10 protein-coding genes are annotated in these 12395 nt (G+C 65.0%); 7 read left to right on the top strand and 3 right to left on the bottom strand.

Going from position 1 to position 12395, the window contains the following annotated elements:
- Nucleotides 1-76: 76 nt before the first annotated feature.
- The 3 genes from WH303_RS10365 to WH303_RS10355 all read right to left on the bottom strand — a co-directional run bounded on the left by WH303_RS10365 (nt 77) and on the right by WH303_RS10355 (nt 3178).
- The gene (locus tag WH303_RS10365) at nt 77-1621 is read right to left on the bottom strand and encodes a tripartite tricarboxylate transporter permease (RefSeq protein WP_027010902.1); all 1545 of its coding nucleotides are present in this window, start codon (nt 1619-1621) and stop codon (nt 77-79) included.
- Nucleotides 1622-1645: 24 nt separating this feature from the next.
- A complete protein-coding gene (locus WH303_RS10360) occupies nt 1646-2083 on the bottom strand; it encodes a tripartite tricarboxylate transporter TctB family protein (protein WP_043339957.1) in 438 nt (145 codons plus the stop codon).
- 183 nt (nt 2084-2266) lie between these two features.
- Nucleotides 2267-3178, bottom strand: coding sequence for a LysR family transcriptional regulator (locus WH303_RS10355; protein ID WP_312987105.1), 912 nt, complete (start codon nt 3176-3178; stop codon nt 2267-2269).
- Nucleotides 3179-3299: 121 nt separating this feature from the next.
- Between WH303_RS10355 and WH303_RS10350 the strand changes: the two genes are divergently transcribed.
- From WH303_RS10350 to WH303_RS10320, 7 genes are all read left to right on the top strand, one after another.
- Entirely contained in the window at nt 3300-5420 is a 2121-nt protein-coding gene (locus WH303_RS10350; RefSeq protein WP_339518323.1) for a 3-hydroxyacyl-CoA dehydrogenase NAD-binding domain-containing protein, read from the top strand.
- 165 nt (nt 5421-5585) lie between these two features.
- The gene (locus WH303_RS10345) at nt 5586-6782 is read left to right on the top strand and encodes an acetyl-CoA C-acyltransferase (protein ID WP_339518322.1); all 1197 of its coding nucleotides are present in this window, start codon (nt 5586-5588) and stop codon (nt 6780-6782) included.
- A gap of 143 nt (nt 6783-6925) precedes the next feature.
- Complete coding sequence (locus tag WH303_RS10340; RefSeq protein ID WP_339518321.1) at nt 6926-8122, top strand: acyl-CoA dehydrogenase family protein; 1197 nt, start codon at nt 6926-6928, stop codon at nt 8120-8122.
- Nucleotides 8123-8278: 156 nt separating this feature from the next.
- A complete protein-coding gene (locus WH303_RS10335) occupies nt 8279-9436 on the top strand; it encodes an acyl-CoA dehydrogenase family protein (RefSeq protein WP_339518320.1) in 1158 nt (385 codons plus the stop codon).
- Nucleotides 9436-10245 carry an oxepin-CoA hydrolase, alternative type gene (locus WH303_RS10330; RefSeq protein WP_312987113.1) on the top strand — a complete coding sequence of 270 codons (810 nt, stop codon included), beginning with the start codon at nt 9436-9438 and terminating at the stop codon, nt 10243-10245. Before WH303_RS10335 ends, WH303_RS10330 begins: the two co-directional genes overlap by 1 nt.
- Before the next feature lie 69 nt (nt 10246-10314).
- The gene (locus tag WH303_RS10325; RefSeq protein WP_339518318.1) at nt 10315-11541 is read left to right on the top strand and encodes a CaiB/BaiF CoA transferase family protein; all 1227 of its coding nucleotides are present in this window, start codon (nt 10315-10317) and stop codon (nt 11539-11541) included.
- Nucleotides 11542-11609: 68 nt separating this feature from the next.
- Nucleotides 11610-12359 (top strand): electron transfer flavoprotein subunit beta/FixA family protein, encoded by a 750-nt coding sequence (locus tag WH303_RS10320; RefSeq protein ID WP_339518317.1) that lies wholly within the window; start codon nt 11610-11612, stop codon nt 12357-12359.
- The last annotated feature ends 36 nt before the right edge of the window (nt 12360-12395 follow it).

Below are 12395 nucleotides of genomic sequence, written 5' to 3'. Positions count from 1 at the left end.
AAGCAAAGTGGCGCAGCCAGAAAAAAGCCTGTTCCGGCCGGAAGGCTGGAACAGGCGCACACTGGAGTGCAAACGGTCAGGACGATGCCGCAGCGGGTACAGCACTGTCTTGCGCCTGGGCAAAGGCCCGGGCTTCCTTGCGCGATTTGCGCACGCCCGACCAGATGGCCCACAGCAGGATCGCCGCCGTCAATGCCAGCAAGGAGGCGCTGATCGGGCGGTTGAAGAACACCGAGGCATCGCCACGCGAGAGCAGCATCGCGCGGCGCAGGTTTTCTTCGAGCATCGGCCCCAGGATATAACCCAGCAGCAGCGGCGCCGCTTCAAAGCGCAGCACCATCAGCACATAGCCGATGATGCCCAGCACGGCCACCATGTAGATGTCGAACAGGTTGTTGTTGACGCTGTAGACGCCCAGCGCGACAAACACCAGGATCGCCGGGTACATCCAGGCAAAGGGAATGCGCAGCAGCGCGACCCACAGCCCGATGGTGGGCAGGTTCAGGATCACCAGGAAGATATTGCCGATTGCAAAGCTGACGATCAGCCCCCAGAACAGCTCAGGCTGCTCGGTCATCAGCATCGGGCCGGGCTGGATACCGTGGATGATCAGCGCGCCCAGCATCACGGCCATCACCGCGTCACCCGGAATACCGATGGACAGCGAGGGCACAAAGGCGGTTTGCGCCGCCGCATTGTTGGCCGACTCGGGCGCGGTGATGCCTTCGATGGCGCCATGGCCAAAGCGGCTCGGGTCCTTGGCGACGCGCTTTTCAATCGCATAGGACATGAAGGACGCAATCGACGGGCCCACGCCTGGCAGCGCACCGAGGAAGGAGCCCAGCGCCGAGCCACGCAGCATCGGCTTGATGGTGGCGCGGAACTCTTCGCGCTCCGGCACCATGGAGCGCAGCGTGACCTTGTCGGGCTTTTGGTTGGCATCGGCCAGGTTGATGCAGCGGATGACTTCTGCCACGCCAAACAGGCCCATTGCCAGTGCCACCAGGTTGACGCCATCCATCAGCTCGGGGATGTCGAACGAGTAGCGCGCCACGCCCGAGTTCACATCGGTGCCAATCATGCCCAGCAGCAGGCCGAAGACCACCATGCACAGGCCCTTGGTGGCCGAGCCGGCGCTCATCGACGAGGCGGCCACCAGGCCCAGCAGCATCATCGAGAAGAACTCGGTGGGGCCAAACTGCAGACCGATCTTGGAGATCGCCGGCGAGAACAGCACCAGCAGGATCAGGCCCGACATCGCGCCGACCAGCGAGGCAATCGTCGTGACAAAGAGCGCCACCCCGGCCTTGCCTTTGCGCGCCATCGGGTAGCCGTCCAGACAGGTGACCGCCGAGGACGGTGAGCCCGGCAGGTTCAGCAAGATGGAGGCGGTGGAGCCGCCATACTGCGCGCCGTAGTAGACCCCGGCCAGCATGATGATGGCCGCCGTGGGCGACATATGGTAGGTAAAGGGCAGCAGCAGCGAGATGGCGGCCAGCGCACCAATGCCGGGCAGCACGCCAACGACGGTGCCCAAAAAGACACCCAGGAAGCAGTACCAGAGCGTCGAGGGATCGGCCACCACATTGAGGCCCATCCAGAGGTTTCCAAGCAAATCCATAGAGATCCTTTGTCAGTGCCGGGCTCAGGGCCAGATGGGCAGCGTCATGCGTAGACCAATGGGAAAGATGACCGTGGTCAGCGCAGCCACGGCCAGGCTCACCAGCAGGCGCGTGCGCAGGCTCATCTTGGTCGCAAGCAGTGCGACCAGGCTGGCCACCAGCGCGGCCAGTGCCACGCCCAGCGGGTAGAGCAGCAGCGCAAAGGCCAGCAGGCTGGCCACCGACCAGAACAGGTTGCCCCACTGCAGCACGATGGGGCTGCCCTGGCGCCACCAGGCGGGTATCGCCAGCAGCAGGCCCAGGCCAAACAGCAGCCAGCCCAGCACGACCGGGAAGTAGCCCGGCCCCATGCGATCGGCACTGCCAAAGTTGTATTCGCGCCCGTAGAGCGCAAAGAACAGGCCTGCTGCTGACATCAGCAGGCCGCCGACGATGTCATGGATGTCTCTTGTCATTTTCATTCGGTTCAATCCTGTGTGGTTCCATGCCGGCGCGCTTCTTGGCCAGGATGGGCACGCACGCAGGCGCCGCCACCTTAAGGGCGCTTACCTGACGGGAACCTGATTGCAAGGCGCAAGTCGCGCACGCAGGCGTGCTGCGGGCGACTCGGCGTTGGTATGCGAATGAAGGGGGTGCTGCGCCGCTCAGCCCAGCGCAGGCAGGCTGCCGGCCTGCTGCGACTGCTCGAGCAAAAAGCTGATCATCGTGCGCACGGCCTTGGTCTGGTGGCGGTTGGGCATCCACAGCAGGTACATGTGGTTGCCAAAAATGCTCAGCCGCCAGTCGCGCAAGGTGGTGACGACCTCGCCGCGCTCGACCTCGGCGCGGATCACATAGTCGGGTACGATGCCCACGCCCAGGCCGGCCATGATGCCCTGGCGCAGAAACGGAAAATGCTCGGAGATAAGGCTGGGCTCGAGCCGGATCTCCTTGCGCAGCTCGCCCTGGTAGGCGCGCACCAGCAGCTGCTTGCCGACCACGCCGCTGGTGATCAGTGGCACATGGCGCAGGTCCTCGGGCTGCTGGGGCAGCATGTTCTGGCCGGCATAGTCGATGCTGGCGCAGGCCACATAGTTCATCTCGCCCATGTGGCGGGCCACCAGGTTGTCCGGCGGTGTGGGCAGCACGCGCACCGCAATGTCCACTTCGTCGCGCACCAGGTTGTCGACCCGGTTCTCAAAGATCACATCGAGCACGATGTCGGGGTAGAGGCGCTTGAAGGCGATCAGCCAGTCGCTCATCACCAGCTGGCCATAGCCGCTGGGCACCGCCAGCCCGACCCGGCCTTGCAGGCCCTTGCCCAGGCTGCGGATGGTTTCGCTGGCGGCGGCCAACTCATTGCGGATGCTGCGGCCATGCTCATACAGGCGCAGGCCCACCTCGGTGGGCTCGACCCGGCGCGTGGTGCGGCGCACCAGCTGCACGCCCACCGATTTCTCCAGCTGGCCCAGGTGGTAGCTGACATTGGCGCGGCTCATCTTGAGCTTGGCAGCAGCGCGACTGAGGTTGCCGGAGTCGATGATTTCCACCAGCAAGGTGAGGGCGTTGTGGTCCATGGGATGCGATTGTCCAAATTCTTTTGACAGTCTGTCAATCCTCTATGTGATTGTCAAATAAGCCTAGTTGCACTGACAATGGTTCGAAACAAGCTTTCGATTGATCTACCAGGAGACATGCATGAGCGCTGAGAACGCCGCTGTAGTGAACATCGCCCGCGAAGGGCAGGTGTTGGTCGTCACCATCCAGAACCCCCCTGTCAACGCCTTGAGCCAGGCCGTGCGCCAAGGCCTGGCCGATGCCGTGGCCCAGGCGCGCAGCGATGCGCAGGTCCAGGCCATCTTGCTGGTGGGCAGCGGCAAGGCCTTTATCGCCGGTGCCGATATCCGTGAGTTCGGCAAGCCCGCGATGCCGCCCAGCCTGCCCGATGTGCTGGTGCAGCTGGAAAACAGCGACAAGATCGTCGTGGCCGCCATCCATGGCCCGGCACTGGGCGGCGGCCTGGAAGTGGCGCTGTCCTGCCACTACCGCCTGGCCGTCTCTGGCGCCAAGCTGGGCCTGCCCGAGGTGCAGCTGGGCCTGCTGCCCGGCGCCGGTGGCACGCAGCGCACCCCGCGCCTGATCGGCGTCAAGGCTGCGCTCGATCTGATGCTCTCGGGCCGCCACGCCAGTGCCGAAGAAGCGCTGGCCATGGGCCTGGTCGACCAGGTCGAGCCCGCAGGCAGCGATGCCCGCACGGCCGGCCTGGCTTACGCCAACGCACTGCTGGCGCAAAACGCCCCGGTGCGCCGCACCCGCGAAGCCACCGCGCTGGCCGACAAGGCTGCGTCGCAGGCCGAGCTCGATGCGGCCAAGGCCGAGTCGGCCAAGAAAAGCCGGGGCCTGTTCTCGCCGGGCAAGATCATCGAATGCGTGCAAGGCGCGCTGGACCTGCCGTTTGAGCAGGGCATGCAAAACGAGCGCAAGCTGTTTGTGCAGTGCCTGGAGAGCCCGCAGCGCGCCGGCTTGATCCATGCCTTCTTTGCCGAGCGTGAAACCGCCAAGATCCCCGAAGCCAAGGCCGCGGCACCGCGCGCCCTGAACAGCATCGGCGTGGTGGGTGGTGGCACCATGGGCGCCGGCATCACCGTGGCGGCGCTCGATGCCGGCCTGCCGGTGGTGATGGTCGAGCGCGATGCGGAATCCATCGCCCGGGGCCGCGCCAATGTGGAAAAGGTCTACGACGGCCTGATCGCCAAGGGCCGCATGACGGCCGAGAAAAAGGCCGCCATCATGGCGCGCTACAGCGGCAGCACCGACTACGCCGCGCTCGCCCAGGTGGACCTGGTGATCGAGGCGGTGTTTGAAGAGATGGGCGTCAAGAAGGCCGTGTTTGCCGAACTGGACAAGGTCTGCAAGCCCGGTGCCGTGATTGCCACCAACACCTCCTACCTGGATATCGATGCGATTGCCGCGAGCATCTCGCGCCCGCAGGATGTCATCGGTCTGCACTTCTTCAGCCCCGCCAACATCATGAAGCTGCTGGAGATCGTCGTGCCCGCCAAGGTGAGCGCCGATGTGGTGGCCACTGCTTTCGAGCTGGCCCGCCGCATGAAGAAGGTGCCCGTGCGCGCCGGCGTCTGCGATGGCTTTATCGGCAACCGCATTCTGGCCGTGTACCGCGAGGCGGCCAACTACCTGCTCGAAGACGGTGCCTCGCCCTACCAGATCGACGAGGCGGTGCGCGAGTTCGGCTACCCCATGGGCCCCTTCCAGGTCGCCGACCTGGCCGGTGGCGACATTGGCTGGGCCACGCGCAAGCGCAAGGCCGCCACGCGCAACCCCCAGGCCCGCTATGTGCAGATTGCCGACCGCATTGCCGAGAAGGGCTGGTTTGGCCAGAAGACCCAGCGCGGCTACTACCTGTACCCGCAAGGCGCGCGCGTGGGCGAGCAAGACCCCGAAGTGCTGGCCATTGTGGATGCCGAGCGCCAGCGCGCTGGCGTGACGCCGCGCAGCTTCAGCAATGCCGAGATCATGCGCCGCTACATGGCCGCGATGGTCAACGAAGGCGCCAATGTGGTGCGCGAAGGCATTGCGCTGCGTCCGCTGGATGTGGATGTGACCTTCCTCTACGGCTATGGCTTCCCGCGCTTCCGGGGTGGCCCGATGAAGTGGGCCGACATGGTGGGCCTGGACAAGATCCTGGCCGACATCCGCGAGTTCGCCAAGGAAGACGCGCTGTTCTGGACGCCATCGCCCCTCTTGGTGGAGCTGGTGGACAAGGGCGAGAACTTCGAGAGCCTGAACAAGGCGGCCTGAGCGCATCGCGCCATCCGGTCCATCGAGGCCGGCAGTGCAGCCCGGGGCTTTCGCACAGCAAAACCCCGGGTTGCTACATAAAAAATAGCTGTTAGCGCTTGGGTGACAAGCGCTGGCGGCCGTAAAAATCACAATCAACGGTCGCTCAGACCCAAGGAGACATGCATGCGTGAAGCCGTCATCGTTTCGACAGCGCGTACGCCGCTGGCCAAATCCCACCGTGGGGAGTTCAATGTCACGCCCGGTGCGCAGCTGGCGGCCTTTTCCATCAGCGCAGCGGTGCAGCGCGCCGGCATCGACCCGGCGCTGATCGAAGACGTGGTGCTGGGCTGCGGCTACCCCGAAGGGACGACCGGCCGCAATATCGGCCGCCAGGCGGCGGTGCGTGCCGGCCTGCCCATCAGCGTGGGCGGCACCGTGGTCAACCGCTTTTGCGCCTCGGGCCTGCAGGCGATTGCCTTTGCAGCCGGCCGCATCATTGTCGATGGCGCACCGGCGATGGTGGCCGGTGGTGTCGAGAGCATCTCGCTGATCCGCTCGAGCAACACCAACCCCTCGGATGCCGATCCCTGGCTGGTCGAGCACAAGCCCGACCTGTTCATGGCGATGATCGACACCGCCGATGTGGTGGCCAAGCGCTACGGCATCAGCCGCGAAGACCAGGATGCGTTCTCGCTGCAAAGCCAGCAGCGCACCGCAGCGGCGCAGGCCAATGGCACCTTCGACAACGAGATCGTGCCCTGCGCCACGCGCATGGCCGAGAAGAACAAGGAAACCGGTGAGGTCAGCTACAAGGACGTCACCGCGACCATGGACAACTGCAACCGCCCCTCGACCACGCTCGAAGGTCTGGCCAAGTTGGAGCCCGTCAAGGGCGCGGGCAACTTTGTCACCGCCGGCAATGCCTCGCAGCTGTCCGATGGTTCGGCCGCCTGCGTGCTGATGGAAGCCAAGGAAGCCGCCAAGCTGGGTCTGGCGCCGCTGGGCGCCTTCCGTGGCCTGGCGATTGCCGGCTGCGAGCCCGATGAGATGGGCATTGGCCCGGTGTTTGCCGTGCCCAAGCTGCTGGCACGCCACGGCCTGACGGTGCAGGATATCGACCTCTGGGAACTGAACGAAGCCTTTGCCTCGCAGGCGCTCTACTGCCAGCGCAAGCTGGGCATCCCGATGGACCGCCTCAACGTCAACGGCGGCGCGATCTCCATCGGCCACCCCTTTGGCATGACCGGCGCGCGCTTGACCGGCCACATCCTGCTCGAAGGCCAGCGCCGCAAGGCCCGGGGCGAGAAACTGAAGTGGGGCGTGGTGACCATGTGTGTGGGCGGTGGCATGGGTGCCGCTGGCCTCTTTGAGATTTTCTGACCCCCCTGAGGCGCTGCGCGCCTTGCCCCCGGGGACGACGCCGCCGCTGCGGGGCGGCCTCCTGGCTGGGCATCACCCAGATCGCGCAGCGCAGAGTTTGAGATGTGCAGGCCTTGCCTGCCCACGTTAATGAGGAGATAGCCATGGACTTGCAATTCAGTCCCGAAGAAGAAGCGTTCCGCGCCGAAGTGCGTGCGTTTCTGAAAGACAACCTGCCCCAGGACCTGGCCGCCAAGGTCAAGGCCGGCCAGCGCCTGACGCGCTTTGACCAGGAAAACTGGCATGCCATCCTGAACAAGAAGGGCTGGCTGGCCTACCACTGGCCGCAGGAGTTTGGCGGCACGGGCTGGTCGCCGGTGCAGAAGTTCATTTTTGACGACGAATGCGCACTGGCCGGTGGCCCGCGCCTGGTGCCCTTTGGCTTGTCCATGCTCGGTCCGGTGCTGATCAAGTACGGCAACGAGGCGCAGAAGAGCCACTGGCTGCCGCGCATCCTCAATGGCGATGACTGGTGGTGCCAGGGTTACTCCGAGCCGGGGGCCGGCTCCGACCTGGCCTCGCTCAAGACCACGGCTGTGCGCCATGGCGACCACTACATCGTCAACGGCCAGAAGACCTGGACCACCCAGGGCCAGCACGCCAACATGATGTTCTGCCTAGTGCGCACCAACAAAGAGGTGAAGTCGCAGCAAGGCATCAGCTTTGTGCTGATCGACATGAACCAGCCCGGCGTCGAAGTGCGCCCCATCCGCACCCTGGATGGCGACAAGGAAGTTAACGAAGTCTTTCTGACCGATGTGAAGGTGCCGCTGGACAACCTGGTGGGCGAGGAGAACAAGGGCTGGACCTATGCCAAGTACCTGCTGACCTATGAGCGCACCGGCATTGCCGGCGTGGGCTTCTCGATGGCCGGGCTGGAAAAGCTCAAGGTGATTGCCCAGCGCGTGCAGCGCAATGGCAAGCCGCTGATCGAAGACCCGCAGTTTGCCACCCGCATGGCCAAGGTCGAGATCGAGCTTTTGAACATGGCCACCACCAACCTGCGCGTGATCGCCTCGGTCGCGGGTGGCGGTGTGCCGGGCGCCGAGAGCTCGATGCTCAAGATCAAGGGCACCGTCGTGCGCCAGGAGCTGCTGTCGCTGATCCGCCGTGCGATGGGACCGTACGCGCTGCCCTTTATCGAAGAGGCGCAGTTTGCCGAATACGCCGACGAGCCCGTGGGCCCCAAGGAGGCGGCCACCGCCGCTGCGGCCTATTTCAACTACCGCAAGCTGTCGATCTTCGGCGGCTCGAACGAGATTCAGCGCAACATCATCTCCAAGATGATCCTCGGCCTATGAAATAAGCCACCCCCTGAGGCGCTGCGCGCCTTCCCCCTGGAAGGGGGACGACGCCTATGCTGCGGGGCGGCCCTTGCTGGCGTCTCACAGCTGTGCCCTGCAGGTTCCAGGCGCTGCGATCTCAGCAAGCGCCATGGTTAGATAAGGAGATTTTTTATGAACTTTCAACTGGATGAAGACCGCCGCATGCTGGCCGATGCGCTGGGCCGCTACCTGAGCGAGCAGTACAGCACCGAGTACCGCAACAAGGCCGCCTATGGCGCCCTGGGCTTTAGCGCCGATACCTACGCCAAGCTGGCTGAACTGGGGGCGATTGGCGCGCTGTTCAAGGAGGCCGATGGCGGCTTTGGTGGCGATGGCGTCGATATCAGCGTGGTGTTCGAGGCACTGGGCACGCACCTGGTCGCAGAGCCACTGCTGGGCGCCCTGCTGGTAGGCCGCGCGCTGACCGAGGCCGGCAGCGAGGCGCAAAAGGCGCAGCTCGAAGGCATCATTGGCGGCGAGACGATTGCCGCGCTGGCGCATGACGAGCCCGCGAACCACTATGAGTTGAACCGCGTGGCCACCACCGCCCAGACGGAGGGCGATGGCTGGGTGCTGAACGGCAGCAAGGCCGTGGTGCTGTTTGGCGACCAGGCGCAGCTGCTGCTGGTCTCTGCCCGCACGGCAGGCGCCGTGGGCGATGAGGCGGGCATCTCACTGTTCCTGGTGCCGGGCGATGCCGCTGGTATCAGCAGCCGGGGCTATGGCCGCATCGATGGTGGCCATGCCGCCGAGCTGGTACTGGCCAATGTCAAGGTCGGTGCCGATGCCTTGCTGGGCAAGCTGGGCGAAGGCCATGCGCTGCTCGAACGCATCTGCGGCTTTGGCCTGCTGGCGCTGGCGGCCGAATCGCTGGGCGCGATGGATGTGGCCAAGAACCACACCCTGGAATACCTGCGCACCCGCAAGCAGTTTGGCGTGCCGATCGGCAGCTTTCAGGCGCTGCAGCACCGCATGGCCGATCTGCTGCTCGAAGCCGAGCAGGCGCGCTCGGCCGTCATCAACGCGGCTGCTGCCATCGACAACCCCGACTACCTCGAGCGTGAAAAAGCGCTGTCGGCCGCCAAGTACAGCGTGGGCCAGATTGGCACCTTGATGGCCGAAGAGGCGATCCAGATGCATGGCGGCATTGGCGTGACCTGGGAGCTGCCGCTGGCGCACTACGCCAAGCGCATCATCATGATCGACCACCAGCTGGGCGACATGGACCACCACCTGGCGCGCTACATGGCGCTGCAGGCCCAGGAACGCGCTGCAGCCAAGGCCGCCTGATGACGACCGCCAGCACCGCCACCCCCGCGCTGCTGGCGCGCCGCGAAGGCGGCGTGCTGGTGCTGACCAACAACAACGAGGCGGCGCGCAATGCGCTGTCGCCCGACTTCTACCTGGGCCTGACGGCCGCGCTCAAAGCAGCAGCCACCGACCCGCTGGTGGGTGCCATTGTGCTCACCGGTGCGGGCGGGCATTTCTGCTCCGGTGGCGATCTGCGCCGTATTGCGACGCGCCGGGACCAGCCCGCAGAAAAGCGCCGCGAGCTGCTCGAAGGCCTGCATGACCTGGTGCGTGCGCTGCGCGACTGCCCCAAGCCCGTCGTGGCGGCGGTGGAGGGCGCGGCCGCCGGTGCCGGCCTGTCGCTGGCGCTGGCCTGCGATATGTTGGTGGCTGCGCGCAATGCGGCGTTCTCGGTCGCCTATGTGAAGGTGGGGCTGTCGCCCGATGGTGGCGCCACGGCCTTTTTAGCCGAGCACCTGTCGCGCCAGCTGCTGACCGAGCTGTGCCTGAGTGGCGACCGGGTCAGCGGCGAGCGCATGCAGCAGCTGGGCCTGGTCAACCGCCTGGCCGAGCCGGGCGATGCGCTGGCCCAGGCCATCGCGCTGGCCGCGCAACTGGCCGATGGCCCCTTGCAGGCGATGGCCAGCATCAAGTCGCTGTGCCGCGCCGCCTACGACAACAGCCTGGAAGCGCAGCTGGACATGGAGGCCGAGCTGATGGTGCAGGCACAGGCCACACCGGAATCGGCCGAGGGCATTGCCGCGTTTTTGGAAAAGCGCCCCGCCAACTACCTGGCGCTGCGCCGCTGAGATGGATCGAAAAAAGTGACGCCGGGTGGGCCCGTTTTGCGGCCGCCCCGGTGATCCGAGGAGACAAGTATGCGTGAGCAAGAGAACGCCGCGGCCCTGCCGCTGGCGGGTGTCAAGGTCCTGGACCTGTCCCGTGTTTTTGCCGGCCCGCTGTGCGGCCAGGTGCTGGGCGACCTGGGGGCCGAGGTGATCAAGGTCGAGCACCCCAAGCGGGGTGACGACACCCGCGACTGGGGCCTGCGCATTGGCAAGACCGAGACCACCTACTACAACAGCATGAACCGCAACAAGAGGTCCATCACGGTGGATCTGCAAAAGCCCGAAGGCCTGGCGCTGATCCTGGAGCTGCTGCCGCAATTCGATGTGGTGATCCACAACTTCAAGCATGGCGGCGCCGACAAGTTGGGCCTGGGCTACGAGGCACTGAAGGCCTTGAAGCAGGACATCATCTATTGCAGCGTGACCGGCTATGCCACCGACACCGAGGAAGCGGCCCGCCCGGGCTACGACATTTTGGTGCAGGGCGAGGCTGGCTTGATGGCGATGAACGGCGAGGCATCGCAGCCGCCACTGAAGTTTGGCGTGGCCGTGGTGGACCTGATGACCGGCATGAGCGCCGCCCAGGCCGTGCTGGCCGCGCTGTTTGCCCGCGAGCGCACCGGCCAGGGCCGCAAGATCGACATGGCGCTGTTTGACAACGGCGTCAGCATCACCGGCTACTACGGGCTCGATGCGCTGTTCATGGGCAAGGACCCGGAGCGCTTTGGCAATGCCCATCCGTCGATCGTGCCCTATGGCATGTTCGAGGCGGCTGACGGCCCGCTGATCATTGCGGTGGGCAACAATTCGCAGTTCGAGCGCTTCTGCCGCGATGTGATCGAGCGCCCCGATCTGGCCGACAACCCCAAGTACGCCACCAATGTGGAGCGCGCCAAGGACCGCAAGCTCTTGCTGCCGCTGATGATCGAGACCATCCGCAGCTTCCCGCGTGCGCTGCTGATCGAGCGGCTCAATGCCTGCGGCGTGCCTTGCGGCGAGGTGCTGGGCCTGCATGAGGCGCTGACCTCCGAGCGCGTGCAGCAAGCCGGCCTGGTGCAGAACATGCCCCATCCGGTGGCCGGCCAGACCGCCGTGCTGGCGCCGCCCATCCGCATGGATGGCCAACGCCTGCCGATTCGCCGCGCACCACCCACACTCGGTGAAGGTACACGCGAAGTGCTGCAAAATCTGCTGCGTTTGAGTGATTCGCAACTGCAAGCACTCCAGGCGCAAGGCGTGCTGACCTTGCCCGATTGATACCGTGGCCCGCACGCGGCAAGCGACGCCGCAGCGGGCCCAGAGTTTATTGTTAGAAAGCTGAGACTATGAAAGTACTGGTACCCGTCAAACGCGTGGTGGACTACAACGTCAAGGTGCGCGTCAAGAGCGATGGCTCGGGAGTGGACATTGCGAATGTGAAGATGTCGATGAACCCCTTTGATGAAATCGCGGTGGAAGAGGCCGTGCGTTTGAAGGAAAAGGGCGTGGTGACCGAGATCATCGCCGTGAGCTGCGGTGTGACCCAGTGCCAGGAGACGCTGCGCACGGCGATGGCCATTGGTGCGGACCGCGCCATCCTGGTCGAAACCGCCGAAGAGCTGCAGCCCCTCGCTGTCGCCAAGCTCCTGAAGGCCCTGGTCGACAAAGAGCAGCCGGGTCTTGTGATCTGCGGCAAGCAAGCCATTGACGACGACGCCAACCAGACCGGCCAGATGCTGGCCGCGCTGGGCGATCTGCCCCAGGCCACCTTCGCCTCCAAGGTCGAAGTCGCTGGCGACAAAGTCAATGTCACGCGCGAAGTGGACGGAGGTCTGGAGACCCTGTCTCTGTCCCTGCCCGCCGTGATCACCACCGACCTGCGTCTGAACGAGCCACGCTACGTCACCTTGCCCAACATCATGAAGGCCAAGAAAAAGCAGCTCGACACGTTGAAGCCAGAAGACCTGGGTGTGGACGTGAGCCCGCGCCTGAAGACCTTGAAGGTGCAAGAACCCGCCAAGCGCGGCGCCGGCGTGAAGGTGCCCGATGTGGCCACCCTGATCGACAAGCTCAAGAACGAAGCCAAAGTCATCTGACCTTGACCCGACACCTGACACATTGAATGGAAAGAC

It is taken from the genome of Comamonas sp. MYb69 (assembly GCF_037479315.1).
Classification (GTDB): Bacteria; Pseudomonadota; Gammaproteobacteria; order Burkholderiales; family Burkholderiaceae_C; genus Comamonas.
Note: the sequence above shows the minus strand (reverse complement) of the source record. Positions and strands in the feature narration are given on the sequence as shown.

Bases quoted from the DNA above. Each gene is read 5' to 3' on its own strand.
- WH303_RS10365 (WP_027010902.1), bottom strand. From the start codon at position 1,621: ATGGATTTGCTTGGAAACCTCTGGATGGGCCTCAATGTGGTGGCCGAT.
- WH303_RS10330 (WP_312987113.1), top strand. From the start codon at position 9,436: ATGACGACCGCCAGCACCGCCACCCCCGCGCTGCTGGCGCGCCGCGAA.
- WH303_RS10335 (WP_339518320.1), top strand. From the start codon at position 8,279: ATGAACTTTCAACTGGATGAAGACCGCCGCATGCTGGCCGATGCGCTG.
- WH303_RS10360 (WP_043339957.1), bottom strand. From the start codon at position 2,083: ATGAAAATGACAAGAGACATCCATGACATCGTCGGCGGCCTGCTGATG.
- WH303_RS10350 (WP_339518323.1), top strand. From the start codon at position 3,300: ATGAGCGCTGAGAACGCCGCTGTAGTGAACATCGCCCGCGAAGGGCAG.
- WH303_RS10340 (WP_339518321.1), top strand. From the start codon at position 6,926: ATGGACTTGCAATTCAGTCCCGAAGAAGAAGCGTTCCGCGCCGAAGTG.
- WH303_RS10325 (WP_339518318.1), top strand. From the start codon at position 10,315: ATGCGTGAGCAAGAGAACGCCGCGGCCCTGCCGCTGGCGGGTGTCAAG.
- WH303_RS10320 (WP_339518317.1), top strand. From the start codon at position 11,610: ATGAAAGTACTGGTACCCGTCAAACGCGTGGTGGACTACAACGTCAAG.
- WH303_RS10345 (WP_339518322.1), top strand. From the start codon at position 5,586: ATGCGTGAAGCCGTCATCGTTTCGACAGCGCGTACGCCGCTGGCCAAA.
- WH303_RS10355 (WP_312987105.1), bottom strand. From the start codon at position 3,178: ATGGACCACAACGCCCTCACCTTGCTGGTGGAAATCATCGACTCCGGC.